Source organism: Pseudonocardia alaniniphila (genome assembly GCF_022524485.1).
In the GTDB taxonomy this organism is placed as follows: Bacteria; Actinomycetota; Actinomycetes; order Mycobacteriales; family Pseudonocardiaceae; genus Pseudonocardia; species Pseudonocardia alaniniphila.
The window spans coordinates 232,559-257,795 of the sequence record NZ_JAKXMK010000002.1; the positions used below are offsets into that span (position 1 = coordinate 232,559).

A 25,237-nucleotide genomic window follows, 5' to 3' on the forward strand; every position below is an offset into this window, starting at 1 on the left:
GTGAACGGAACGCCGAGCCCGGAGCAGCTCCGGGACGCCCTGCGCCTCATGTGGCGGATCCGGGCCATGGAGGAGCGCGTCGGGCAGCTCAAGCGGGCGGGGGAGGTACACGGCCTCATCCACCTGTCCGTCGGGCAGGAGGGCGTGGCCGCCGCCGTCTGCGGTCAGCTGCGCGACGACGACGCCGTCTACAGCGGGCACCGCGCGCACGGGCACGCCCTGGCCAAGGGCGCGCCGCTCCCTGCGGTGCTGGCCGAGCTGATGGGCCGGGTCGACGGGCTGTGCAAGGGGCTCGGCGGGTCGATGCACCTGGTGGACGTCGAGCACGGGCTGCTCGGCGCCACCGGTGTGGTCGGCGGCAACATCCCGATGGCGCTGGGCAGCGCGCTCGCTGCCCGGATGCGTGGCAGCGACGCCGTCGCCGTGGTGTTCTTCGGCGACGGCGCGGTGCAGGCCGGGCAGTTCAACGAGTCGATCAACATCGCGACGCTGTGGAAGCTGCCCGTGGTCTTCGTGTGCGAGAACAACGGCTTCGCCGAGTTCAGCCCACGTTCGTCGCACACCAACGTGGAGCGCGTGAGCGACGTCGTCGCCCCGTACGAGCTGCCACGTGAGACGGTGGACGGCAACGAGCTCGCCTCGGTCTGGACGGTCTTCGGGCGCATGCTCGCGGCCGTCCGGGCGGGGGAGGGGCCCGCGCTGCTGGAATGCCTCACGCACCGGCTGCGCGGGCACTACGAGGGTGACCCGGACCGCTACCGCGAGGCCGTCTCGAAGGCCGAGTGGCAGGAGAAGGACCCGATCCTGCGGCTGCAGCGTCAGGGCGCCGCGGACGGCTGGCTCGCCGAGGGCGACCCGGCGGAGCTGGAGGCGGCCGCGCGGGCCGAGGTGGACGAGGCCGTCGAGGCGGCCCGGCGCAGTCCGTTCCCCGATGAGGCGCTGGCGGCGTCGCTGGTGCGGCCCGGAGGTATGTCATGAGTGACACGCACGAGACGACCTACGCCGCGGCGGTCGCCGGCGCGATCGGTGACGCCATGCGCGTCGACCCGAGCGTGTTCGTGATCGGCGAGGACGTCACGGCGGGCGGGCCGTTCACGACGACGGCCGGGCTCGCCGACGAGTTCGGCATCGAGCGCGTGCTCGACACCCCCATCAGCGAGGCCACGATCTGCGGGATCGCCGTCGGGGCGGCGCAGTCGGGCCTGCGGCCGGTGCTCGAGATCATGTACATCGACTTCATCACCCTCGCGCTGGACCAGCTGGTCAACCAGGCCGCGAAGGCGCACTTCATGTCCGGCGGCCAGCTGACCGTCCCGATGGTGCTGCGTACGCAGGGCGGCGCGGGTCACCGCTCGGGGGCGCAGCACTCCCAGAGCATGGAGAGCTGGCTGACCCACGTCCCGGGCCTGACGGTGGTGATGCCCAGCCGGGCCGTCGACGCGGCAGGGCTACTGGCCAGCGCGATCGCCGACCCCGGGCCTGTGGTGGTGGTCGAGAACAAGACGCTGTACTTCCGCAAGGAGACCGTGCCGGTGCACATCGAGCCGGTGCCGATCGGGAAGGCGGCGATCCTGCGCCCCGGCCGTGACGTCACCGTGGTTGCGCTGTCGCGGCTCGTCCACGAGGCCCTCGCCGCTGCCGAGGAACTCGCTGCCGAGGGCATCGAGGTCGAGGTGATCGACCCGCGCACGCTCGTGCCGCTCGACCTGGAGACCATCCTGGAGTCGGTCGGGCGCACCAACCGGCTGGTCGTGGCCCACGAGGCCGTGCAGCACGGCGGGTTCGGAGCCGAGATCGCCGCCGCAGTGCAGCACGCCGGGTTCGACGATCTCGACGCCCCGATCGAACGGGTCGGCGCGCCGTTCCAGCCGATCCCGGTCAGCCCGCCGCTGGAGGACGCGTACCTGCCGGGTGCGGCGGAGGTACGCGCGGCCGTGCTCGCGACGCTCGGCCGCAGCGGTTAGGCCTCACGTGGCGCTGATCACCTGACCCGTCCACTTCTGGCTGATCGCGGCGTACGTGCCGTCGTTCTGCGCAATGTTCAGCCACTGGTCGACCCATTGCTGCAGGGCCGGGTCGCTCTGCGGGATCAGATAGGCCTTCTGCTCGAAAGTGAAGGGATGGTCGATGCTTTCCCCGCAGAGTTGTGGGTTCGCCTTCGTCTCCCACCTGATCTCGCTGGCATCGGTGAACATGGCATCTGCCTTGTTCGCGATGACCTGACCGAAGATGGTGTTGTTGTCCGGGTAGTTCTCGATGGTGGCGTGGTGGATGTTCGCTTTGTCGAAATCGGCGTTCGTGCCGTCCGGGTTCACGACGACCCGCACCCCCGGCCGGTCGATGTCGGCGAGCGTCCGATACTTCGAGCTGTCGGCGCAGCGAACGATGGCCGCCTTGCCGTCACGCAGGTAGGGGGCGCTGTAGAGCGCGTGCTGCGCCCGGTCGAGGGTGACGGTGATTCCGCCCATCGCCATGTCGCAGCGGGTGCCCAGATCCTTCATCATCGTGCCCCACGTCGTCTGGACGACGTCCAATGTGACGCCCAGTCGTTTCGCCATGTCCTGGGCCATGTCGATGTCGATTCCGCTCCATTGCCCCTGCGGATCGCGGTAGGTGAACGGGCGGTAGTCCCCGGTGCTGCACACCCGCACCGTGCCGTGCTGGACGATCGCGTTCAGATTCGGAGCCTGTGCAGGTGGTGCTGCGGCCGGCGCAGCCGAGCAGGCTGCGCCGAGCAACGCGATGATCACTGCCGCCGCGCCGAGCGCGCCGATACGCCACGGGCTTCTCATGGACCGACACCTACCAGCAGATCGGCGGCCCGGCCGTATTGGCTGACGATGCAATGACGGCCGCGTTGTATCCGCGGGGTCCGCACCTGGGAATCCGCTGGCTGTGACATCGGCCACTTGTCCGTGCAACGGACCAATCGGGCGGCGCCGGAAATGGCTGGGACGAGTGCGATCGTCGCAATGATCCGAGCGGGGGTGTGTCCCGCCACTAGCGCTGGGGACAACGGTACTGCGGCGTAAAATAGGTAGCATTGCCAACTACGGGCGAGCGCTTACGAGCTTGCTGTTCTCCGACTCTCCTCCGAGGAGCTCCAGCAGTGACCAATGTGGTCCCTTCCGGTTCGAAGACGGTCGGCTTCCGCTCGGAGCGCGGACCGGTCCTCATCGCGGTGATGCTGAGCACGGCTCTCGTGGCGCTCGACAGCACGATCATCGCCACGGCGGTCCCCTCGATCGTCAACGACCTCGGCGGCTTCGAGCAGTTCCCCTGGCTGTTCTCGATCTACCTGCTCACCCAGGCCGTGACCGTCCCGCTGTACGGCAAGTTCGCCGACGTGCTGGGCCGCAAGCCGGTGATGCTCTTCGGCATCGCGGTGTTCCTGCTCGGCTCGGTGCTCTGTGGCGCGGCGTGGAGCATGCCGGTGCTGATCATCTCGCGCGCCATCCAAGGGATCGGAGCCGGTGCGGTCCTGCCGATCAGCATGACCATGGTCGGTGACCAGTACACGGTGGAGGAACGGGCGAAGGTGCAGGGTTACCTCGCCAGCGTGTGGGCCGTCGCGTCCGTGATCGGCCCGACTCTCGGCGGGATCTTCGCCGAGTACTTGACGTGGCGGTGGATCTTCTTCGTCAACGTCCCGGTCGGTGCGGTCGCCATGGTGATGCTGGTCCTGAAGTTCACCGAGAGCGTCCAGCGACGCAAGCACCGCATCGACTACCTGGGCGCCACGCTGCTCACCCTCGGCTGCTCGCTGCTGATCCTCGGGCTCCTGGAAGGCGGCGTGGCCTGGCGATGGGGCTCGGTCGCGAGCGTGCTGATCTTCGTCGCCAGCGCGGCGATGCTGATCGGTTTCGTGTTCGTGGAGCGGCGGGCCGCCGAGCCCGTGGTGCCGCTGTGGGTGTTCAGCCGGCGCACGCTGGTGGGCGGCAACCTCGTCTCCCTGATCATCGGGGCCCTGCTGATCGGCATGAGCTCCTACCTGCCCACCTTCGCCGAGGGCGTCATGGGCACCGGTGCGCTCGTCGCCGGCCTGACGCTGGGGGCGCTCACCGTCGGGTGGCCCCTCTCGGCCTCGCAGGCCGGGCGCATCTACATGCGGCTCGGCTTCCGTGACACCGGTCTGATCGGGAGCGTCGTCGTCGTCGCCGGAGCACTGCTGGTCGCCCTGCTGCCGATCGGGGCCACGGTGTGGCAGGCCGCCGCCGCGGCCTTCGTGCTCGGCATCGGCCTGGGCCTCTCCTCGGTCCCCACCCTGGTGGCCGTGCAGTCGACCGTCGGGTGGAGCCGGCGCGGAGTGGTGACCGGCACGAACATGTTCAACCGCTCGATGGGCAGCGCCGTCGGGGTGGCGGTGTTCGGAGCGATCGCCAACACCACTCTCGCCAACCGTTTCGCGCATCCGCCCGCGGCCGTGGCCGGGCAGTTGCCGCCGAGCGCCGACGCCACCAGCCTCGTGCTGAACGGGCACCCCGATCCCGCCTCACCGGTCGACGCTTTCGTCCGCGAGGTTCTCTACGCCGCCACGCACCAGGTCTTCGTGGTGATGTTCGCGGTCAGCATCCTGACCGTGGCGGCCACTGCGCTGATGCCCCGCCGGACGGAGCAGCTGTTCGTCGAGGAGGCTCAGCCGCGCGCGGAGTCGCCCAGCATCCCGACCGCCTGCTCGCCGAGCCAGCGTTCGGCCTCGTCATAGGACCACCCGCAGTCCTTGACGAGCGTGCGCCACGCGGTGAGCCCGAAGCAGAACCACAGCCTGTCCGCCGCCGCGGCGACGTCAAGGCCGGGGGCCAGCAGGCCGCGCCCGTGGAGGTGCTCGGCGACCCGCCGTAGCGTCTCCCGGTAGTACTCCGTGGCCTGCCGCCAGACGTCCTCGGCCGTCTCGTGGCTCGCCATCGAGGAGAACAGGATGTCGAGCGTCTCCCGGTGCGTCTCCTGGCCCCGCCGGGTGCCGCGGGCGAGGTGCCGCATCGCCGACTCGAGGTCGTCGGTCTCCAGGATCGCGGCGAGCGTCTCCTCGGCCCCCGACGTGTGCACGGCCGCGGCCAGCAGCTCGCTGAGGATGTCCGCCTTGGTGCCCGCGCTCGCGTAGACCGTCTTCACCGCGGTGTGGGCCCGGCCGGCGATGTCGGCCACGGTGACGCGGGCGTATCCGTGAGCGGCGAACAGTTCACGGGCCGCGATGAGGATGTCGCGACGGGTCGCGGCTGCCTCGGTCTCCCTTCGGACGGAGCGGTAGGGGCGGGTCGGCGGCATGTGCCCATTTTACGGTGAGGCGTACGGTATTCGTTGCAGAGGTGCTCACCTCAATGTGGATGCCATGCCGAACCGGGGAGGGTTCCTTGATCAACGCGTCGCCCGAGCGTGCCGAAGGCCTGCGGTTGTATGACGAGCTGCTGGCCGTGCACACGATCCTGCGGCGGGGCTCGGCGCTGCTCGTGGAGTCCTGGGGAGCGCTGGCGGCCGGCCGGCCCGTCCACCTGGGCACCCTCGTCGCCGTGGCGCGCTGGCACACCGCCTTCCTGCATCATCACCACCACGGCGAGGACGAGCAGTTCTGGCCGCTGCTCCGGGAGCTGTTCCCCGCGTCCGCCGAGGACCTGAGCCGCCTCACCGCCGAGCACGAGGAGCTCGACGCCGAGCTGAAGATCCTCGGCGAGGCCGTCGACGCGATCGGTGCCCTCGCGGGAAACGCTGCCGCCCGCCAGGTCGCCGCACGTCATGTCGCCGAGCTCACGGGCCACTCGTCCGCGGTGGTCTGTCACGACGCGCTCGTCGCGCATCTCGACGACGAGGAGCCCGTGTTGCGCACGCTCTTCCCGCAGGTCTCCCCGGACCGGATTCGACGGCTGCGCGCCGCGATCGTGGCGGCCGCGCCCAAGTCTGGTCCTGACCTGGTCCTCGGGCTGCTCGCCGACCCGGAGCCCGCTCCCGGCTACGAGCACATGACCCACAACTTCCCGGCACCCGTGCGCTGGCTGCGTCCGGTGCTGGTGGCGCGGTACCGCTCACGGCGACGGGCGCTCGGCGTGGGATAGTCCGAAACCGGGGCGGCGCGATCCGATCACTCGGCGTTACAGTGGGCATGTGCCCGATCCGCGAGGTTTGACCGATCCTTCAGCGCCTGAATCCTCTTCCCGTATGACGATCATGCCGTACGCTGAGCGGGTGACTGAAGCGGGAACCGGGCAGGTGGCAAGTCTCGCCGCGCAGATCGGCCGCGTGGCCGCACCCCTGCGCAGCCAGGTGCTCGACGTCCTCCGTGAGGCCATCCTGACCTTCCGCTTCGCGCCCGGACAGCGTCTGATCGAGCGCGAGCTGATCGACCTCACCGGGGTCTCCCGCACCACCATCCGGGAGGTGCTGCGCGAGCTGGCGGCCGAGGGACTGGTCAAGACCATCCCGCAGAAGGGCGCCATCGTGGTCTCCCTCTCCCCGGAGGAGGCCGAGGAGCTCTACGAGCTCCGCGAGGTCCTCGAAGGCCACCTCGCCAAGAAGTTCGTCGAACGTGCCACGGACGCCCAGGTGGTGGCCCTGCGCCGGGCATTCACCCAGCTCGAGAACGTGGTCGACCGGCAGGAGGGCACGCTGGCCGTGCTCAAGGCCAAGGACGTGCTCTACGAGCTGCTGCTCGCCGGGGCCGGCAACTCGGCGTTGCGGGCGAGCCTCTCGCAGCTGCACGCGCGGGTGAGCCTGCTGCGGGCCAGCTCGCTCTCGTCGGGTCCCGGCCGGCCGCCGGAGGCGGTGGTCGAGCTGCGCGCGCTGGTCGAGGCTGTCGAGGACAGGGACGCACAGGCCGCCGCCGACGCCATGGTGTCGCACGTCCGTGCCGCCGCCCGGGCCGGGATCGAGGCCGTGCGCACGTCGTCGCACTCCCTGCTGGCCACCAGTCGCTGACGTCTTCCGTTCCCCCGTCGCTGTTCGGCTCGAAGGAGAGTAGGCAATGGCACACGTCCACGGGAGCCACCACATCACCCTGTCGGTCGGATCGGCGCAGGAGGACGTCGACTTCCACGTCGGCACGCTGGGGATGCGGTTCATCAAACGCACCGTCCTGTTCGACGGCTCCCTGCCGATCTACCACCTCTACTACAGCAACGCGGCCGGCGACCCGAGCTCCGTGGTCACCACCTTCCCGTTCCGCCAGGCCGGGCTCATGGGCAGGCGGGGCACCAACCAGGCCCGGGAGGTGCACCTGGCGGTGCCGTCGGGTTCGCTCGACTACTGGCAGGAGCGGCTCTCCGGCCGTGGTGTCGAGGTGGCGAACGCCGAGGTGCTCGACCAGCGCAGGCTGCTCTTCCGTCACCCCACGGGCATCGAGTACGCCCTGGTGGGCGTCGAGGGCGACAGCCGCGTCGGGTGGACCGAGGGCGGTGTTCCGCAGGAGCACGCGATCCACGGCATCTACGGCGTCGGCGTCCATGTGGCGAACCCGGAGAACATGGTGGAGTTCCTCTCCGACTCGTTCTACGGCAAGTCTCTGGTGGAGGAGGGCGACCGGGTCGTGCACCAGGTCGGGCAGCCGAGCCAGGGTGGCTCCGTCGAGTTGGTGGTCAACCGCACGGACGAGCCGGGCACCTGGCGCTACGGCGAGGGCACCATCCACCACTTCGCGTGGAACGCCCAGACCCTGGAGAACCAGGACGCGCTGAAGTTCGAGATCGAGGGCGTCGGCTACACCGACATCTCCGAGCTCAAGGACCGCAAGTACTTCAAGTCGGTCTACGTTCGCACGCCCGGGGGAGCGCTCTTCGAGCTCGCGGTCACCCACGCCGAGGGCGGCTGGACGTGTGACGAGTCGCCGCAGGAGCTGGGGTCGAAGTTCCAGCTTCCCGATCAGTTCGAGGCTCGCCGCACCGAGCTCCTCGACCAGCTCGAGCCGATCCAGGTGGCGGCGAGCGACTGAGCCGGTCGGGCGCTCGGCTGCGGCGTCCGGTCCATTCCCTCGCGTGTCGAGGGACCCCGCATTGTTGGTGCTCGTCTGATTGTCATACAGTCGGGTGAGCATTCGCGGTTGGGGGTGGGTATGCCGGAGCAGTCCCTGAGTGGTCGGGTCGCCGTCGTCACAGGCGCTGCCGGCGGGATCGGCAGTGCCACTGCGGCACGGCTGTCCCGTGCGGGCGCGTCCGTCGTCCTGGTCGATCTCGACGGCGAGGCCGCGGCGACGTTCGCCGCCGGGCTCGACGGCGACGCGATCGGCGTGCAGGCGGACGTGTCGCGCGAGGAGGACGTCGAGCGCTACATGGACGCCGCGGTGGAGCGGTTCGGGCGGGTCGACCTCCATCACCTCAACGCCGGGATCCCCGGCTCGCCCACGGCGCTGCCGGACCTTGCCGTCGAGGAGTTCGACCGTGTGATCGCGGTGAACATGCGGGGGACGTTCCTCGGGCTGCGGGCAGCTTTCCGCCAGTACGTCCTGCAGGGTGGCGGTGGGGCGATCGCCGTCACGGGCTCCATCGCCAGCCTGCGGGGCAGCTCGGACCTGCTGCCCTACCACGCCTCGAAGCACGGGGTGCTCGGCCTGATGCGCAACGCCGCGGTATACGGCGGTCCGCTGGGCGTGCGGGTCAACGCCGTGGCGCCCGGCATCGTGCCCACCGCTCTCTTCGGCTCCGGCAGCGGTCCCGGTGGAAGCGCCGACATGGTGCAGCGCGCCTCGACCACCCCGTTGCGCAGGGCGGGCACGCCTGACGAGATCGCGTCCGTGGTCGCTTTCCTGCTGAGCGACGACGCCGCCTACATCACCGGTGAGGTGGTCTCGATCGACGGGGGCGCCTCGATCGTCAACAGTGTGCGTCCGTCCGGCGGCGCAGGGGCGTGGGACACCGCCGAGCTGGACGCGCGAACCGCCCCGCGCGCGTAGTCGGGCACAGATCTTGCTCGGTCCGAGATTGTATGACAGTCTGGCGATCGAACAAGCTGACGGAGTGCTGACGAGGGAGTGTGCGATGGCGCACGGCGTGGGGGACACCGCCTCTGAGATGGACGTCGGCGCTCGCCGCGTCGTCGCCTTGGCCACAGCGGTCGGCAACTTCACGGAGTGGTTCGACTTCGCGATCTACGGATTCCTGGCCGCCATCCTCGGGCGCCTGTTCTTCCCCGGCGCGAGCCCGGCCGCGGCCCTGCTGGCCTCGCTGGCCGTCTTCGGCGTCGCGTTCTTCATGCGGCCGCTCGGCGGGCTGGTGGTCGGGGCCATCGGTGACCGCCACGGTCGCCGCGCGCTGCTCACGCTCTCGATCGGCATGATGGGGCTGTCCACCACGCTGATCGGGGTGCTGCCCACGTACGCGGCGGCCGGTGTCGCCGCGCCGATCCTGCTGGTGCTGCTGCGCTGCGTCCAGGGCTTCTCCGCCGGCGCCGAGTGGACCGGGTCGGCGGCGTTCCTCGTGGAGCACACTCCGGTGGACCGGCGGGGCAGGTACGCGAGCGTCGTCTCGGCCACCGCCGCGCTCGCCACCGCGTTCGGCGGCATGCTGGTGCTCGCGCTGGAGCTGACGCTCACCTCCGACCAGATGCTCTCGTGGGGCTGGCGCATCCCGTTCCTGGTCGCGGTGCCGCTCACGCTGATCGGCACGTGGATCCGGCTGCGGATCGACGAGACGCCGGTGTTCCAGCGGCTGGTGAAGGCGGGCGCGGTGACCGACGCCCCCGTCCGGCGCGCCGGCCGTGACGTCAAGGCGATCGCGATCACCTTCGCGTTCTCCAGCGTTCAGGGCCTCGGGTTCTACTACCTCGCCACCTACGTCATCAGCTACCTCACCGCCACGGTCAAGCTGCCGGAGGCGCGAGCCCTCCCGCTCGTCGCGATCGGGCTGCTGGTCTACGCGGTGCTCTGCCCGTTCGCCGGGGCGCTGAGCGATCGGGTCGGCAGGCGCCGGGTGAACCTCATCGGTGGCACCGGGCTCGCGATCGTCAGCGTTCCCGCGTTCGCGCTGATGGGCACGGGCACTCCCGCGGGGGTCGTCGGCGGGATGGTGCTCTTCGCGGTGTTCCAGTCGATGGTCAGCGTGACCACCGTGTGCATGCTCGTCGAGCTGTTCCCGGCCCAGACGCGCTCGACGTCCAGCGCCATCGGCTTCAACCTCGGGCTCGCGCTCATCGGCGGTCCCGGCCCCCTGATCGCGGCCGCCATCGCCGCGGCGACGGGGAGCAGCATCCTGCCCGCCCTGTACATGGTGGTCGTCGCCGCACTGGGCACGCTCGCTCTGGTGCGCTGGCTCCCCGAGACCGCGGGCCGGGCGCTGGACGCCACCGCCGCCGTCCCCGCAGGATCGGCCCGATGAAGACGGGATACGAGGTGCTCGCGGTGCGCTATGGCGCACGGACCGCGAGCAAATCCGACAGCTATCTGAACTTCCACGTATACGGCGAACCCGACACCGAGTTCCCGATGGACTACTACTTCTGGGTCGTCCGCGACGGGGAGCGCACGATCCTCTTCGACTGCGGGTTCGGGGCCGAGGCGGGCCGGCGGCGTGGGCGCACCCTGCTCGTCGATCCGGTCACCGCACTCACGGCACTCGGCATCGACCCGGCCACGGTCACCCAGCTCGTCGTCACGCACGCGCACTACGACCACATCGGGAACCTGCAGAGCTTCCCGGCCGCGGAGATCGTGATCGCCCGCCGCGAGTTCGAGTTCTGGACCGGCCCCTACGCCGGGCGCATACAGTTCGCGCACTCGACCGAGCCCGACGAGCTCGACCGGCTGGCTGCGGCGGCCGCGCAGGGCAGGGTGCGGATGGTCGACGAGACGCTCGACCTCGCACCGGGGATCGAGCTGGTGGTGGTCGGCGGCCACACTCCGGGGCAGCTCGTGGCGCAGGTCGCCGTCCAGGACGAGGCCGGCGGGCCGGGTGCGGTGATCCTGGCCGCTGACGCGCTGCACTTCTACGAGGAGCTCGAGCGCGATCGCCCGTTCTTCGTGGTGGCCGACCTGCTGGACATGTACCGCGGCTTCGACACGCTGCGCGAGATGAGCGAGGACCCGGGGCGGCTGCTCGTCGCGGGTCACGACGCCGAGGTGCCCGACCGGTTCCCGGACCGGGTGCCCGGCATGTCCGGCGAGCTCGCCGACCTGATCGTGCGGGTCGCCGGACGAACGGAGAAGTCGTGAGTGGAGGAGGTGGTGTGGTGAGCGAGCTTGCGAGCGAACCAGTGTCACAGCGCCTTCGCGAAGCGTCGACCGAGCGCAGCGAGGGAGAGCGATGAGCAAGCCTGCAGTTGGGATGGTCGGACTGGGCAACATGGGCGGCCGCATGGCGCGACGCCTGGTCGATGCCGGGGTACCGGTCGTCGGGTTCGACGCGCAGCGCGCGCGGGTGGAGGCGGCCGGCGCGGAGCCGGTCGGTGACCCTGCCGAGGTGGCGCGGGTGGCCGAGGTGATCCTGATGTCGCTGCCCGACAGCCACGTCGTCGAGCCGGTCGTGCGCGGCCCGAACGGGCTGCTCGCCGGAGCAGCGGTGGGCGCCACGATCGTCGACCTGTCGACGGCGGCGCCGTCCTCCACCGTGGCCCTGCACGCCGAGGCGAAGAAGGTGGGCGTCCGGTACCTCGACGCGGGTATCTCGGGGGGAGCGGCCGCCGCCGAGAAGGGCACGCTCACGATCATGGCGGGCGGCGACGCCGCGGCGCTCGACGAGATCCGGTGGGTGTTCGAGCCGCTCGCAGCGAACGTGCACCACATGGGGGCGTCCGGTGCGGGCCACACGGCCAAGCTGCTGAACAACTTCCTCAACGCGGTGAGCCTCGCGGCCTCGGCCGAGGTGATGGTCGCGGGGCGACGGGCCGGGCTGGACCTGGCCCAGCTGCTCGAGGTGATCAACAGCAGCAGCGGCGTGAACTTCGCGACGCTCAACCGGTTCCCGCACATCGTGCAGGGGGACTACCTCGAGGGCGGGCTCACGGGGCGGCTCATGACGAAGGACGTCGCGCTCTACGTCGACCTCATCGGGAAGCTGGGTGTGCCCAGCCTCAACGCTGCGGGGCCGTTGGCGAGCTTCGGGCTCGCCGAGAGCCTCGGCTACGGAGATCAGATCAGCAACCGCGTCGTGGATGCGATCGGTGATGTCGCGGGGGGCACCCGCGTCCACGACACCAAGGAAGGATGAGAGATGCAGATCGTCCGGGGACGGGCCCCCGACTCGACCCCCACGCAGGCCCGGAGCGACACGTTCACCGGCACCGTGTGGGGCGACCCTGTGCTGCCCACCACCGCGGAGGGCAACACGATCAACTCGGTGACCTTCACGCCCGGTGCGCGCACCTACTGGCACCACCACACGGGCGGCCAGATCCTGGTGGTCACCGCGGGCCGCGGCTGGGTGTGCTCACACGGCGGGCCGCCCGAGGTGATCCGGGCCGGGGACGTCGTGTGGGTTCCGCCGGGAGAGCGCCACTGGCACGGCGGCACGCTCGACACGGTGATGACCCACCTGGCCGTCTCGCTCGGCCCGACGGTCTGGTCGGACGAGGTCGACGAGGACGAGTACCGCGCCCTGCTGGCGCCGGAAGGGCAGCGATGACGAACTCCGATGCGAGCAGCAACGACGGCGCCGCCGGCACCGATACGGCGGACGCTCGCTACGAGCGGGGCCTGGCAATCCGGCGCGAGGTGCTCGGGGAGGCTCACGTCAACCGGTCGCTGGCCGGAGTCAGCGACTTCTCCCGGCCCGTGCAGGAGTACGTCACGCGCACGGCCTGGGGCGACATCTGGAGCAGGCCCGGCCTGGACCGCCGTACCCGCAGCCTGCTCAACCTCGCGATGCTGACGGCGCTGAACCGCAACCACGAGTTGGGTGTGCACGTCCGGGGCGCGGTCACCAACGGCTGCACCGAGGAGGAGATCCAGGAGGTGCTGCTGCAGGCCGCGGTCTACTGCGGCGCGCCGGGGGCGCTGGAGTCGTTCCGGGTGGCCGAGCGCGTGCTGGGGGAGCTCGCGGCGGAGAGGAACGGAGTCGGTCATGGCTGATCTACCCGTGCGGGCAGTCGGGTTCGTCGGGCTGGGCCGCATGGGAGACCCGATGGTCCGCCGGCTCGCCGCGGCAGGCGTGGACGTGCGCGGCCACGACGCCGCGCCCGACCCGAGGGCTGCATTCGCCGACCTCGTGACGATCGTCGACAAGCCGGCCGAGGTCGTCCCCGTGGGCGGGGACGGGCCCCCGGTCGTGATTCTGATGCTCCCCGACTCGAACGTGGTCGAGGCCGTGCTGGGCGAGGGGCTGCTCGACGCCCTGACCCCGGGCACACTCCTGATCGACATGGGTTCCTCGGAACCGATGCGCACCAAGGCGCTCGCCGAACGGGTGGCCGCCCGCGGTGCCGTCATGATCGACGCCCCCGTCTCCGGCGGTGTCTCCGGAGCCACCGCCGGCACGCTCACGATCATGGTCGGCGGACCGGACACCGAGGTTGGCGTGATCACGCCGCTGCTTGCCGTCCTCGGTCGCGTGCGCCACGTCGGGCCGGTCGGCGCGGGGCACGCCCTCAAGGCGCTGAACAACCTGATGTCGGCCTCGCACCTGCTCGCGAGCTCGGAGGCGCTGCTGGCCGGGGAGCGCTTCGGGCTCGACCCGGCGGTGATGCTCGACGCGGTGAACGGGTCGAGCGGGCGCAGCGGCTCCACCGAGAACAAGTGGCCGAACTTCGTGCTGCCGGAGACCTACAACTCCGGCTTCGCCCTCGCGCTGATGGTGAAGGACATCCGCATCGCGCTGGGCCTGGCCGAGGCGACGGGCGCGCCGTCCGCACTCGCCGCCCGCACCGTCGAGCTCTGGAGCGAGGCCGCCGCGGCCCTGGCTCCCGATGCCGACCACACCGAGATCGTGCGCTGGCTGCGCGCCGGCGAGTCGACGGACCCCGATCCGAGGAGCGACCGATGACGCTGACCGCAGAGCAGCAGGAGATCAAGGACGAGTTCGTCAAGGTGCGGGGCACCTGGGGCGACCCGTGGGAGCGGATGCTGGAGCTCGACCCCGCGTTCGTCCGGGCCTACCTGCACTTCTCCGCCGTCCCCTGGACCGGTGAGTCGCACCTCGAGCCCAAGATCAAGGAGTTCGTCTACATCGCCGCCGACGCCGCGGCGACGCATCTCTACGTGCCCGGGATCCGCCAGCACGTGGCCGCCGCACTGGAGTTCGGGGCCACCGAGCAGGAGATCATGGAGGTCATCGAGCTCACCAGCACGCTCGGCATCCACGCCAGCAACATCGGCGTCCCGCTGCTGCTGGAGGTGCTCGAGGAGGAGGGCCTGCGCTCCGGGCCGGCCCCGCTCGACGAGCGTCGCGAGCGGCTCAAGGCCGAGTTCACGGCGAACCGCGGCTACTGGCACCAGTTCTGGGACGGGCTGCTCGAGCTAGACCCCGACCTGTTCGAGGCTTACATCGAGTTCTCCTCGGTGCCGTGGAAGACAGGGACGCTGCCGCCGAAGGTCAAGGAGCTCATCTACATCGCCTTCGACGCCTCGGCGACCCACCTGTACGTGCCCGGGCTCAAGCTGCACATGCAGAACGCGGTGCGGCTCGGAGCCACCGCGGGCGAGATCATGGAGGTGCTCGCGATCGTCAGCGTGATCGGTATCCACGCCGCCACGACCGCAGCCCCGATCCTCGCCGAGCTCACCCGAAACGTTCCCCGGTGACAGCCGGTCGGCTCGGCGCGGGGGACCGATTGCGCCGGCCGGCACTCCTGTTGCTGCGGGTGCGGCGCGAGCGGGATACGCGCCGCACCCGCAGCACGGGCGTCTTCTCGGTGTAGCTGTGCAGGGGCCTACTGGTCGCCGCGCCACCAGCGCCGCTTCGGCGAGCGGATCTCCACGGAGCCCGCTCGCACGGAGCCGGTGAGGCGGAACGTCGGGCCGGGGGTGCCGTCGGGCGCGGCGCGCCTCTTGTCCTCGAAGCTGCTGAGCACGGACTGCACCTCGTGGTGCTCGACGTGCGAGCCGTGCGGCATCCGCATCTCGACCGAACCCGCCACCACGTCCAGCTCGATCTCGACGACGTCGTGGGGGATACGCGCGGCGGTGAAGTCGAGGTCGGTCGATCCCACCTTCGCCCGGATCACCAGCCGGGCCGGTACGTCCCACTCGCCGCGGCGGGTGATGGAGCCGAGCACGCTGCGCAGCTCGGTGGTGCCCTCGGAGTCCACTGTGGTCGTGGTCGACTGCGGGGTGCGTACCGGACTCCGTCGCGTCGCCGTGCCCGTGGGCTGCTCGGGGTGGGTCATTCCCGGCAGGTCGAGCACCACGACGTTCAGCTCTCCGCGGGTGCGGGCGGCGAGCGCCACGTCGACCCGCCGCGTGAACTCGTCGAGGTCGAGCATCCCCGCGCCCGTGGCGCGCTGCAGCAATCCGATGATGTGCTCGCGCTCGGCGTCGGAGACGCGCAGGGACTGGGCATCGGGTGCGTGATCGGACACGGGCTGACCGTAGCGAGCGACCAGGGCATGGTCATCCACCGATCAGCGGGCTCGGGGTGGACGGTCCCTGCGTTTGTGATGTCGGTTCGAGAAGGTCAGAATCTTCGTAAGTGAGTGATCGCGATGACGAGATCGAGTTTTCGCCGCGCACTGCCCGCGGTCGCAGGCGTGCCATAGCGATCGGTGCGGCGGTGCTCGCCGGCGTCGGGTTGGCTGCTCAGGCGCGGTTGAACGGAGAGCTCGGCGCACGGCTGGGCGATGGGGTCGCAGCCTCGTTGGCCTCGACGACCGCAGGCATGGTGCTGTTGCTGGCGCTCGTGCCCGCCTTTCCGGCCGGGCGGCGTGGCCTTCGGTTCGTCGGCGCCGCCTTGCGATCCGGCGGGTTGCGGTGGTGGCACTGCTGCGGCGGGGTCGGCGGCGCGGTGTTCGTGGCAGGCCAGGGGGTCAGCGTCGGTGCGTTGGGGGTTGCCGCGTTCACCGTGGCGATCGTCGGAGGCACGGCGACCGGCAGCCTGCTCGCGGACCGGTGGGGGCTCGGACCGGGCGGACGTCACGCGGTCACTCTCGCCCGGGTCGGCGGCGTGCTGGTCTGCGTCGCGGCGGTCGCCGTCGCCGTCCACGACCGGTCGGGCAGTGAGGGCGCGTTGCTGCTGGTGGTGCTTCCGCTGCTCGCCGGCATCGCGGTCGCCGTCCAGTCCGCCCTCAACGGCCGGGTCGGAGCGGCCGCCGGATCGCCATGGCCTGCCACGTTGGTCAGCTTCGTCGTCGCCGAGCTCAGCCTCACCATCGCGGTGCTGATCGAGCCGGTTGTCCGCACTGCCCCGGCCGGGCGGCTCCCCACCGAGCCCTGGCTCTATGCCGCCGGCCTGATCGGTATCGGCGTGATCGCGACAGCGACGCTCGTCGTCGGTCAGGTCGGCGTGCTGGTCTTCAGCCTGGCCAGCGTTGCCGGCCAACTGTCGGGCGCGCTCGCCCTCGACACGATGACCCCGGGCCCCCGGCCCTCGGTTGCGACCTGGATCGCGACCGTCGTGACGTTCGGCGCGGTGGTGCTGGCGGCGCGACCGCCGCGTCGGCGTCGCTCGGTGGAGCCTGGGTGAGCTACGACGGGCCGATCTTGCTGGTGCACGTGAACGGCTCGTCGATCCAGTAGGTGTCGTGCTGCTCGTCGTGGACGATCGGGTACGTGGTGGCCGGATCGCAGAGCTTGTCGATCTGGGCCTGGTCCGCCGAACTGATGGTGAACCAGTACTTGTTGGTGTCCGGCGGCCACCTGGCATTCGTAGAAGAACCCTTTCATGCCAGGACCGAATACGTCACTGCGGAAGTCGGCGGCGAGCTTCTTGTTGAGGTTGATGTTGTCGCAGTCGGCCTTCATGCCTTCGACGCTGGTCGTCTCGGCCGCCTCGGTCGTGTACCCCTTGGCCGTGTGGGTGCCCGACGCCGTCCAGGTGCGTGCCGGCAGGGCGATCTGCTCGGCGACGTCGGCGAGCAACGGGCCGGTGGGGACGGCTTCCTGGGCCGGTGTCGGCGTGGCGGAATCCGCAACACGGCCCGGGTTCGAGCATCCGGCGACGCCGATGGCGAGAGTCGCCAGCACGAGAGGTGCGATCCGGACTCTGTTGCGGGCCAGGGGCGAGGACGTCACGGTGGGCTCCCTTCCGGGCAGACCCGGCGTGCCGGCAGCCGCCCGGGTGCGGACGCTAGCCGCCCCGGCGAATGGTCGGTGGGAACAGCGCCCGTTCGGGTTCCTCTCCCGAGCTCCCAGGGGGATCGCCTCTCGTCACGAACGGAGGCGCTCCACCACCGGCTCGAACGCCTCCCGGAACGGCTCGTGCACGGTGACGTAGGAGAACCCGTAGCGCTCCCGGTTCGCCAGCAGCTGCTCGGCCATCTGCTCCGGGCTGCCGATGAGGAGGTAGGGCGACTCCAGGACCTCGTCCACGCTCATCTCGCTGCCGAACCTGCTGATCATGTCCGCCGCGGCGGCGCGCCTGTCGAGGGCGGGCACCACCGCCTGTACGAGCAGGTGCCACTCGATCCGGTCGCTGCGCTCCCCGGCCCGCTCGCGCACGAACCGCATTCGCTCGTCCGTCTCCGCCGCCGTGGCCAGCCGGAACGTCCCCGGCGGCTTGCCCGCCACCTGGTAGGCGCCCGCGACGCCGATGATGTCGGCGTGCCGCGCGGCGACCGTCAGCACCCGGTCGCCGGTGCCGCCGACGATCAGCGGTGGTCCGGATCCCTCGAACCCGATGCGTTGCACGGGTTGCGGCGCCTTTCCGCCCGGCAGTTCGGCGAGATCGGTGGTGAAGAACCGGCCCAGCTCGGTGATCGTCGTCTCGAGGGTGTGAACACGTGAGCCGAAGGACGCCCAGGGGATGCCCGCGGCGTCGAACTCCCACTTCATGTGCCCCGCGCCGAGGCCGACCTCGAGCCGGCCGCCGGTGAGGATGTCGGTGCTGGCCACCTCGCGGGCCAGCAGAGCCGGGTTCCAGAACGGGGCGTTGAGCACCAGGGTGCCCACCCGCATCTGATCGGTCGCGTCGGCGGCCGCGACCAGCACCGGGAACGGTGCAGGTGCGCCGAGGTGGTCGGCGGCGAAGACGGTGTCGAACCCGGCGCTCTCCGCGCGCCGGCAGACCTCCTGCAGGGCCTCGCGGGACGGGATCCCGAAGATGTTGAAGGAGAACCGGAAGTCGCGAACCATTCCGACACCCTGGCGGTGCCGCCGGTGACGCACAACGGGGTTCGCCCCGCGCGGACACGCCCGTCCATCCCCGGCGCGAGACGGTTCCCGTGACCATTCGGCCTTTCCGGACCGGGGGAATGGCGGAATGCGGCTTTCCCGTCATCGCGTGGAAGACCCGGGAGTGATCGGCGACACCGGGCGGCATGGCGGCGACCGGCGCAATGGCACTGTGAATCCTGCCGCCGGATTCCGTCACCGGATCCCGTCGCATTGCCGAGGGAGCGGATCGGCGCTGGGGAGGGTCGCGTGGCATTCGACTACGTCGTCGTCGGTGGTGGCACGGCAGGATGCGTGCTCGCGTCGCGGTTGTCCCAGGACCCTGACGTGCAGGTGCTGCTCCTCGAGGCGGGCGGAGCCACCAGACCCGCAGCGATGGCCGATCCCATGCGGTGGACGTTCCTCGTCGGCACCGAGGTCGACTGGGCGTACGAGACCGTTCCGCAGCCAGGAGCTGGGGGCGCGATCTGTTCCTGGCCGCGCGGGAAGGTCCTCGGCGGGTCGAGCTCGATCAACGCCGTCATGCACACGCGGGGTCACCGTGACAGCTACGACGCATGGGCGGATGCCGGTGCCACCGGCTGGGACTACCCGACGATGCTGCCGTTCCTCAAGCGCATCGAACGCGCGGTGGACGCCCCCGACTCCCGCTACCGGGGGATGAACGGCCCGATGATCGTGGCGCAGGGCGAGGTGGCGCACCCCTTGTGGGAGGGCGCGGTCGAAGCCGCGGTCGAAGTGGGGCACCCCGGCGCCACCGACCTCAACAACGGGCTGGAGGAAGGGGTCGGGTGGAGCGAGTACAACGTCGTCGACGGCGTGCGGCAGAGCGCGGCCGACGCCTATCTGGTCCCGGGGCTCGAGCGGCCCAACCTCGCGGTGGTCACCGGGGCACAGGCGCGGCGGCTGCTCCTCGACGGGGGCCGCTGCAGCGGTGTGGAGTACACGAAGGACGGTGAGCTGCGCACTGCCTCCGCTGAGCGGCAGGTCGTACTGGCGGCCGGCGCGATCGGCTCGCCGCAGCTGCTCCTGCTCTCCGGGATCGGACCGGCTGCGCAGCTGCGCGAGGCCGGTGTCGACGTGGCCGCCGACCTGGCAGGCGTGGGGGAGGGCCTACACGACCATCCGATGACGACCGTGGGCTACCGAACGACCCGGCCCGTCCGTGCCGCGGCCTTCGTCCGCAAGCCGCACGTCCGGCTCCGCAGCGATCCCGCCGACCCGATCGACCTGCACCTGATCTTCAGCGACTCGCCGGCCCCGTCGACGGGAACGCCCGGAGCGGGAGACGGGTACGCGATGAGGGTCGCGCTCATGACACCGTTCAGCCGGGGGTCGGTGCGGTTGAACCCAGCGGATCCCGAGGGCGCCCCGCTCATCGACCCGAACTATCTGGCCGAGGAGCGCGACGTCGAGCGCATGGTCGTCGGGGTGCGCCGGGCGCGGGAGGTGGGGGAGGCGAAGGCCTTCTCCCCGTGGCGGGACCGCGAGCTGCTCCCCGGTCCGGACGTTCGCGACGCTGCGGCCTGCCGTGAATACGTCCGCCGGAGCGTGACGACCTACTTCCATCCGGTGGGGACCTGCCGGATCGGCGTCGACGACGGCGCTGTCGTCGACCCGGAACTGCGAGTTCGTGGCGTCGAGGGTCTGCGGGTCGCCGACGCCTCGGTGATGCCGATGATCGTCTCGGCCAACACGAACGCCACGACCCTCGCGATCGCCGAACGAGCGGCGGTGCTGATGACCGGGAACCCCTGACCACCGGTCCCGAACCCCGCGAGTCGCACGGGGCCCGGGTACTGGTGGTCCTGCGGCTCAGGCCTGCATCCCGGCCCGCCGCCCGAACACGGCGCCCGCGGTGAGTCCGGTGCCGCCGGGGTAGTTGCCGCTGAACAGCCCGCCCAGCATCTCCCCACAGACGAAGAGGCCGGGAACGGGTGCTCCGGCGTTGTCGAGCACCCGGCCACAGGTGTCTGCGCGCAGGCCGCCGAACGTGAAGGTGATCCCGCAGGTCACGGGGAACGCGTAGTAGGGCGGTGTCTCCAGCGGGATCGCCCAGTTGGACTTGGGCGGCTGGACGCGCGCCGCCCGGCCGTCCTTGATCGCGAGGTCGAGGGGGATGGTGCGGTCGATCCCGGCGTTGAACGCGTCGACGGTGCGGCGCAGCGCTGCCGGGTCGACGTGGATGCGCGCGGCCAGATCCTCGATGCTCTCGCCCACGACGACCGAGACGCCGGGCATGTCGTACTCCTCGGTCCGCAGCTGCGGCCGGGTGGTGGCGTCGAAGAGCTGGAACGCGAGCCCGTCGGGCTGGGCGAGGATGCGCGCGCCGTACTCGGCGTAGGTGTAGTTGCGGAAGTCGGCGCCCTCGTCGACGAAGCGTTCGCCGTTGGTGTTCACCACGATGCCGAGCGGGTAGCCGCCGCGGGTGAGCTGGTTGGTCAGCTCGCGGTTGCCTTCGTTGCCGGGGAACCAGGCGTCCCAGGCCACGCTGTGGCACGTCGTCCAGTCGCCGTGGGTGGCAGCGCCCGCGGTGATCGCCGCGGTGATCATGTCGCCGGTGTTGAGCGGGGTGCCCCGCACCTTGGCCCGCTGCCAGCCCTCGCCGAGGTGTTCACGGCGCAGTTCGGGGTCGGCCTCGAAGCCGCCGGCGGCGAGCACGACCGACCGGGCGTGGACAGTGCCCGTGGCGCCCGCGGTGTCGGTCCAGCTCACGCCGGTGATCCGGGCGCCGTCGCGCACCAGCTCGCGGGCCCGCACGCCGTAGCGGATCTCGACGCCGCTCTCCTGCGCGGCGCGGGTGTGCTGCTGGATCAGGCCCTTGCCGCCCCCGGTGGCGCCGATCGCGAGCCCGCCCCAGAACACCTGGCGACCCTGTGCGTCCGGATAGGCCTGTCGCTCGTACATCAGCCGGTAACGCAGGCCCTTGTCGTGCAGCCAGCGCAGCGTCGCCTGGCTCTCGGCGATCAGCACCTCGGTGAGCGCCGGGTCGTTGCGGCCACCGGTCACCTTCTTCATGTCCGCGGCGAACGTCGCGGCGGGGTAGGGCGGGAGCACGGTCACGGCGTGCCGGTAGTCCTCGTCGAGGAGGTCGGCGACGTCCGCGAGCCCGTCGTGCGCCACCCGGATGGCGCCTGCCGTGTAGTAGCTGTTGCCGCCGGCCTGCGCGGACTCGCCCTTCTCCACCAACAGCACCCGCCTGCCCCCCTCGGCGGCGGCGTGCGCCGCGCTGAACCCGGCGTTGCCTCCACCCACGATGACGACGTCGACAGCGTCTTCTGCTTCTCGCATTTCTGCCCCCCAGCACTTGTCCCCCGACGCCTGTCACTGTAAGCAACTGTCGACCATGCGTGACGACACCGGCGTGTCACGGCGCCGGTGCCGCCATGCCGGTGCGTGCACGACGGGGGACGGCGGATGGAGCAACGACGCTCGACGGCGGTGGCCGATGACCCGGGTGACCCGGCTGCCCGCCCCCGCCGTCGCTGGCACCGCTTCGTCCCTCTCGTGGCGGCCGTCGTCGCCACGATTGCGGTCGTGGCGACGGCACCGGTGGACACCACGGGTGTCGGCGGATCCGCTTTGCGGGACGTGATCGGCGACCGGCAGTTGCGGATCATGGCCCCGGCTGCGCCCGGCGGGGGTTGGGACCAGACCTCCCGTGAGATGCAGGGCGCGTTGCGCGAACTCGCCGGGCGTACCGAGGTCTACAACGTCGCGGGGGCAGGCGGCACGATCGGGCTGAGCCAGTTCGTCCGCCGCGCCGGCGACCCGACCGAGCTGATGACCACCGGTCTGATCATGATCGGCGCGGTGGAGGCCAACGACTCCCCGCACTCGCTGGCCGAGACCACGCCACTGGTCCGGCTGACCACCGACTACCAGGTGGTGGCGGTCGCGGCCGACTCCCCGATCTCCGACATGGCCGGTGTGGTCGCCGCGATGCGCAGCGACATCGCCGCCGTGTCGATCTCCGGCGGCTCCGCGGGCGGTGCGGAACAGATCCTGGCGGGCCTGATCGCCAAGGCCGTGGGTGCGGACCCCGCGCGGATGAGCTACGTCGCGCACTCCGGCGGCGGCGAGGCGCTCACCACCCTGCTGTCGGGCCGCTCGACGATCGGGATCTCCGGGATCTCCGAGCTGATGCCGCAGATCGAGGCCGGCACGGTGCGCGCGCTCGCGGTGTCGAGCCCGGAACGGCTGCCCGCGCTGCCCGACGTGCCGACGTTGCGTGAGACCGGCGTCGACGCCGAGCTGCAGAACTGGCGCGGCGTCGTCGCGACCGCCGACATCAGCCCCGAGCAGGAGCAGGCGCTGGAGGACCTCCTGGTGAACATGACCCGCACGGACGCGTGGCGAGAGGCGCTCGCCCGCCGCGGCTGGGGGGACGCGACGCTCGCCGGCCCGGAGTTCGAGGAGTTCGTCCGGTCCGAGCAGGACCGGGTGTCGCAGGTGCTCGACGAGATCGGACTGGGATGAGCGAGCGTGCGAGCGAATCGGTGGCACAGCGCCTGCGCGCAGCGCTGACCGAGCGCAGCGAGGGAATGCGATGAGCGAGCGTGCGAGCGAATCGGTGTTTCAGCGCCTGCGCGAAGCGCTGACCGAGCGCAGCGAGGGAGTGCGATGAGTGGGCCGGGGATGAGCGAGTCGGGGATGAGCGAGGGCATGACCAACCGGCAGACCGATACGACGCCCCCCGCACCCGGGGCCGTCCCCCGCACCACCGTGCTGGCATCCGGGGCGTTCGGCGCGCTGATGATGCTGACCTCCGTGCTCGTGATCGTGGACGCCGTGCAGTTGCCGGACACCACGGCGGTGGTGGGGCCCGCGGTCGTCCCGCTACCGGTCGGGGTGCTCCTCGGCGGTGTCGGAGCGGGTCTGCTCGTCGACTCCTTCACCAAGCTCCGCGAGGCGGTTCCCGGACCGCCGTGGCAGTCACGGGCCGGGCTGCGGGTGCTGGCGCTCGTCATCGCGCTGATCCTGTTCGCCGTCCTGCTGCCCCTGCTCGGCTACGTGGTGTCGGCGACGGCGCTGTTCGTCGCGGCGGCGCTGCTGCTGGGCGCCCCGCGGGGATGGCGGGTGGTGGCGTACGGGTGGGCGCTGGCCGCCACCGTCTTCCTGGTCTTCGACCGGATGATCGGGCTCACCCTGCCCGCCGGTCCCTGGGGGTTCTGAGGTGGACCAGCTCGGGCTCCTCCTCGACGGTTTCGCGGGTGCGCTGACCCCGGCGAACCTGATGTGGGCGCTGATCGGCGTGACGATCGGCACGGCGGTCGGCGTGCTGCCCGGCATCGGCCCGGCGCTGACGGTCGCATTGCTGCTGCCCATCACGTTCCGGCTCGAGCCGTCCGCCGCGCTGATCCTCTTCGCCGGCATCTACTACGGCGGCATGTACGGCGGCTCGACCACGTCGATCCTGCTCAACACGCCCGGCGAGAGCGCCTCCATGATCTCCGCGCTGGAGGGCAACAAGATGGCGCGGGCCGGGCGGGCGGCCGCGGCACTGGCCACCGCCGCGCTCGGCAGCTTCGTCGCCGGCACCATCGGCACGGTGGCGCTGACGTTCCTGGCGCCGGTCGTCGCCGACTTCGCGCTGGGCTTCGGACCTCCCGAGTACGTGGCGCTGATGGCCGTCGCGTTCGTGACGGTGAGCGCGCTGCTCGGGCCGAACCTGCTCAAGGGCGTGGCGAGCCTGCTGGTCGGGATCACGATCGGCCTGATCGGCATCGACTCGCAGACCGGCCAGCCCCGTCTCACCTACGGTGTCGACGCGCTGCTCGACGGCATCGACGTCGTGATCGTGGTGGTGGCGCTCTTCGCGCTGAGCGAGGCGTTCGGACACCTGCTCACCGGCACGGGGCACTCGACCGTGCAGCCGCTGCGGGAGCGCGTGGTGCTGTCGCGCTCGGACTTCCGTCGCTCCTGGCCCGCCTGGCTGCGCGGCACTGCGCTGGGATTCCCGATCGGGAGCCTGCCCGCGGGCGGGGCGGAGGTGCCCACGTTCCTCAGCTACAGCGTCGAGAAGAAGCTGACCAAGCACCCCGAGGAGTTCGGTCACGGCGCCATCGAGGGCGTCGCGGGGCCGGAGTCGGCGAACAACGCTGCCGCGGCCGGGGTGCTGGTGCCGCTGCTGACGATCGGGCTGCCCACGTCGGCCACGGCCGCGGTGATCCTTACCGCGTTCCAGTCCTACGGGCTGCAGCCGGGTCCGCAGCTGTTCACCGAGTCCGGACCGCTGGTCTGGACGCTGATCGCGAGCCTGTACGTCGGCAACGTCATGCTGCTGGTCCTCAACCTGCCGCTCGTGCGGGTGTGGGCGAAGCTGCTGCAGATCCCGGCTTACGGGATCTACGCCGGGGTGCTGGTGTTCGCCACCCTCGGGGCGTTCGCGGCAGGTGGCACGACCGTCGACCTGGTGGTGCTGTGCGGGCTGGGCCTGCTCGGGTTGCTGATGCGGGAGGCGGGCATCCCCGTGGCGCCCGCGGTGGTGGGACTGATCCTCGGGCCGATCGCGGAGCAGCAACTCCGGCGGGCGCTCACACTCTCGGAGGGCGACCCGGCGATCCTCGTGTCGTCGCCGATCACGGTGTTCCTGTGGGTGGTGGTGGTGCTATCGCTCCTCATACCCGTGGTACTGCCAGTGGTCAGGAGGCGCAGGCGGTCACTCGTCGCCGCCGGTCGTCCGGGCGAGGAGTGACATTCCGGCCGAACGGTAGGAGATGTCGAACGCGGAACGCCACTGGTTCTCTCGCAGATGTGCGTGATGCGGACATTCCGCGACGTGCTCGACGGACTGCGCCGGGCGTTGTCGTCGGTGGCCGCGACGTTGTCGCGCTGTTGTGGTGCTGAGTTTTGCTGGTGTGGTCCATGTCGATGTCCGTGAATGTGGGCAACTCCGAGTAGGGGCTCGACGTTGCCCGGCATAAAGATCGGGGTGTTGTCGACGACAGCGTCGATGCCGTAGGAAGTAAGTCGACCAGGTTGATGTGAGCCCGCGATGTATCGCCGCCACGGCTCGTCCGGAGACCGCTGACGATGGGCTGCGAATCTTGACCGCCGTGACACCCG

At 70.8% G+C, this 25,237-nt stretch carries 24 protein-coding genes; 19 read left to right on the forward strand and 5 right to left on the reverse strand.

All coding sequences use genetic code 11. The features are described 5' to 3' along the window. Both MMF94_RS02135 and MMF94_RS02140 read left to right on the forward strand, forming a co-directional pair. Entirely contained in the window at nt 1-978 is a 978-nt protein-coding gene (locus MMF94_RS02135) for a thiamine pyrophosphate-dependent dehydrogenase E1 component subunit alpha (protein ID WP_241034328.1), read from the forward strand. Beyond that, nucleotides 975-1,964 (forward strand): alpha-ketoacid dehydrogenase subunit beta, encoded by a 990-nt coding sequence (locus MMF94_RS02140; RefSeq protein WP_241034329.1) that lies wholly within the window; start codon nt 975-977, stop codon nt 1,962-1,964. The genes MMF94_RS02135 and MMF94_RS02140 overlap by 4 nt, the downstream gene beginning before the upstream one ends. Nucleotides 1,965-1,967: 3 nt before the next feature. Here MMF94_RS02140 and MMF94_RS02145 read toward each other — a convergent pair whose 3' ends face one another. Further along, on the reverse strand, nt 1,968-2,792 hold the full coding sequence (locus MMF94_RS02145) for a transporter substrate-binding domain-containing protein (RefSeq protein WP_420852414.1): 825 nt from the start codon (nt 2,790-2,792) through the stop codon (nt 1,968-1,970). A gap of 317 nt (nt 2,793-3,109) precedes the next feature. Between MMF94_RS02145 and MMF94_RS02150 the strand changes: the two genes are divergently transcribed. Beyond that, on the forward strand, nt 3,110-4,705 hold the full coding sequence (locus MMF94_RS02150; RefSeq protein ID WP_343961999.1) for an MDR family MFS transporter: 1,596 nt from the start codon (nt 3,110-3,112) through the stop codon (nt 4,703-4,705). On the opposite strand, the gene MMF94_RS02155 is transcribed toward MMF94_RS02150, so the two are convergent. Beyond that, complete coding sequence (locus MMF94_RS02155; RefSeq protein ID WP_241034331.1) at nt 4,636-5,265, reverse strand: TetR/AcrR family transcriptional regulator; 630 nt, start codon at nt 5,263-5,265, stop codon at nt 4,636-4,638. The genes MMF94_RS02150 and MMF94_RS02155 overlap by 70 nt on opposite strands. Nucleotides 5,266-5,351: 86 nt before the next feature. Here MMF94_RS02155 and MMF94_RS02160 point away from each other — a divergent pair, with 86 nt between their 5' ends. The 11 genes from MMF94_RS02160 (at nt 5,352) to MMF94_RS02210 (ending at nt 14,647) form a co-directional block, all read left to right on the forward strand. Further along, a complete protein-coding gene (locus tag MMF94_RS02160) occupies nt 5,352-6,047 on the forward strand; it encodes a hemerythrin domain-containing protein (protein ID WP_241034332.1) in 696 nt (231 codons plus the stop codon). Nucleotides 6,048-6,177: 130 nt separating this feature from the next. Then, nucleotides 6,178-6,906, forward strand: a complete 729-nt coding sequence (locus tag MMF94_RS02165; protein WP_241034333.1) for a GntR family transcriptional regulator — start codon at nt 6,178-6,180, stop codon at nt 6,904-6,906. A 46-nt stretch (nt 6,907-6,952) separates the two neighbouring features. Beyond that, on the forward strand, nt 6,953-7,915 hold the full coding sequence (locus MMF94_RS02170) for a VOC family protein (protein WP_241034334.1): 963 nt from the start codon (nt 6,953-6,955) through the stop codon (nt 7,913-7,915). 120 nt (nt 7,916-8,035) lie between these two features. Then, nucleotides 8,036-8,872 carry an SDR family NAD(P)-dependent oxidoreductase gene (locus MMF94_RS02175; protein ID WP_241034335.1) on the forward strand — a complete coding sequence of 279 codons (837 nt, stop codon included), beginning with the start codon at nt 8,036-8,038 and terminating at the stop codon, nt 8,870-8,872. A gap of 85 nt (nt 8,873-8,957) precedes the next feature. Next, complete coding sequence (locus MMF94_RS02180) at nt 8,958-10,292, forward strand: MFS transporter (protein WP_241034336.1); 1,335 nt, start codon at nt 8,958-8,960, stop codon at nt 10,290-10,292. Then, nucleotides 10,289-11,125, forward strand: a complete 837-nt coding sequence (locus MMF94_RS02185) for an N-acyl homoserine lactonase family protein (RefSeq protein WP_241034337.1) — start codon at nt 10,289-10,291, stop codon at nt 11,123-11,125. Before MMF94_RS02180 ends, MMF94_RS02185 begins: the two co-directional genes overlap by 4 nt. A 91-nt stretch (nt 11,126-11,216) precedes the next feature. Continuing rightward, on the forward strand, nt 11,217-12,119 hold the full coding sequence (locus tag MMF94_RS02190) for an NAD(P)-dependent oxidoreductase (protein WP_241034338.1): 903 nt from the start codon (nt 11,217-11,219) through the stop codon (nt 12,117-12,119). Nucleotides 12,120-12,122: 3 nt separating this feature from the next. Then, on the forward strand, nt 12,123-12,533 hold the full coding sequence (locus MMF94_RS02195) for a cupin domain-containing protein (RefSeq protein ID WP_241034339.1): 411 nt from the start codon (nt 12,123-12,125) through the stop codon (nt 12,531-12,533). Continuing rightward, entirely contained in the window at nt 12,530-12,979 is a 450-nt protein-coding gene (gene pcaC / locus MMF94_RS02200) for a 4-carboxymuconolactone decarboxylase (RefSeq protein ID WP_241034340.1), read from the forward strand. Before MMF94_RS02195 ends, pcaC begins: the two co-directional genes overlap by 4 nt. Continuing rightward, nucleotides 12,972-13,889, forward strand: a complete 918-nt coding sequence (locus MMF94_RS02205) for an NAD(P)-dependent oxidoreductase (RefSeq protein ID WP_241034341.1) — start codon at nt 12,972-12,974, stop codon at nt 13,887-13,889. The genes pcaC and MMF94_RS02205 overlap by 8 nt, the downstream gene beginning before the upstream one ends. Continuing rightward, nucleotides 13,886-14,647, forward strand: a complete 762-nt coding sequence (locus tag MMF94_RS02210) for a carboxymuconolactone decarboxylase family protein (protein ID WP_241034342.1) — start codon at nt 13,886-13,888, stop codon at nt 14,645-14,647. The genes MMF94_RS02205 and MMF94_RS02210 overlap by 4 nt, the downstream gene beginning before the upstream one ends. 128 nt (nt 14,648-14,775) lie before the next feature. Here MMF94_RS02210 and MMF94_RS02215 read toward each other — a convergent pair whose 3' ends face one another. After that, on the reverse strand, nt 14,776-15,423 hold the full coding sequence (locus tag MMF94_RS02215) for a DUF1707 SHOCT-like domain-containing protein (RefSeq protein ID WP_241034343.1): 648 nt from the start codon (nt 15,421-15,423) through the stop codon (nt 14,776-14,778). A 110-nt stretch (nt 15,424-15,533) separates the two neighbouring features. Between MMF94_RS02215 and MMF94_RS02220 the strand changes: the two genes are divergently transcribed. Continuing rightward, entirely contained in the window at nt 15,534-16,523 is a 990-nt protein-coding gene (locus tag MMF94_RS02220) for a DMT family transporter (protein ID WP_241034344.1), read from the forward strand. A gap of 683 nt (nt 16,524-17,206) precedes the next feature. Here the strand turns inward: MMF94_RS02220 and MMF94_RS02225 are convergent. Beyond that, nucleotides 17,207-18,130 carry an LLM class F420-dependent oxidoreductase gene (locus MMF94_RS02225; RefSeq protein ID WP_241034345.1) on the reverse strand — a complete coding sequence of 308 codons (924 nt, stop codon included), beginning with the start codon at nt 18,128-18,130 and terminating at the stop codon, nt 17,207-17,209. Between the two features lie 288 nt (nt 18,131-18,418). On the opposite strand from MMF94_RS02225, the gene MMF94_RS02230 reads away from it, so the two are divergent. Further along, a complete protein-coding gene (locus MMF94_RS02230; protein ID WP_241034346.1) occupies nt 18,419-19,927 on the forward strand; it encodes a GMC family oxidoreductase in 1,509 nt (502 codons plus the stop codon). Between the two features lie 57 nt (nt 19,928-19,984). On the opposite strand, the gene tcuA is transcribed toward MMF94_RS02230, so the two are convergent. Beyond that, on the reverse strand, nt 19,985-21,460 hold the full coding sequence (gene tcuA, locus MMF94_RS02235) for an FAD-dependent tricarballylate dehydrogenase TcuA (protein ID WP_241034347.1): 1,476 nt from the start codon (nt 21,458-21,460) through the stop codon (nt 19,985-19,987). Between the two features lie 126 nt (nt 21,461-21,586). On the opposite strand from tcuA, the gene MMF94_RS02240 reads away from it, so the two are divergent. The 3 genes from MMF94_RS02240 to MMF94_RS02250 all read left to right on the forward strand — a co-directional run bounded on the left by MMF94_RS02240 (nt 21,587) and on the right by MMF94_RS02250 (nt 24,866). Next, nucleotides 21,587-22,648 (forward strand): Bug family tripartite tricarboxylate transporter substrate binding protein, encoded by a 1,062-nt coding sequence (locus MMF94_RS02240; RefSeq protein WP_241034348.1) that lies wholly within the window; start codon nt 21,587-21,589, stop codon nt 22,646-22,648. Between the two features lie 144 nt (nt 22,649-22,792). Continuing rightward, the gene (locus tag MMF94_RS02245; protein ID WP_241034349.1) at nt 22,793-23,344 is read left to right on the forward strand and encodes a tripartite tricarboxylate transporter TctB family protein; all 552 of its coding nucleotides are present in this window, start codon (nt 22,793-22,795) and stop codon (nt 23,342-23,344) included. Between the two features lies 1 nt (nt 23,345). Next, entirely contained in the window at nt 23,346-24,866 is a 1,521-nt protein-coding gene (locus MMF94_RS02250; RefSeq protein WP_343961985.1) for a tripartite tricarboxylate transporter permease, read from the forward strand. Nucleotides 24,867-25,237: the final 371 nt, after the last annotated feature.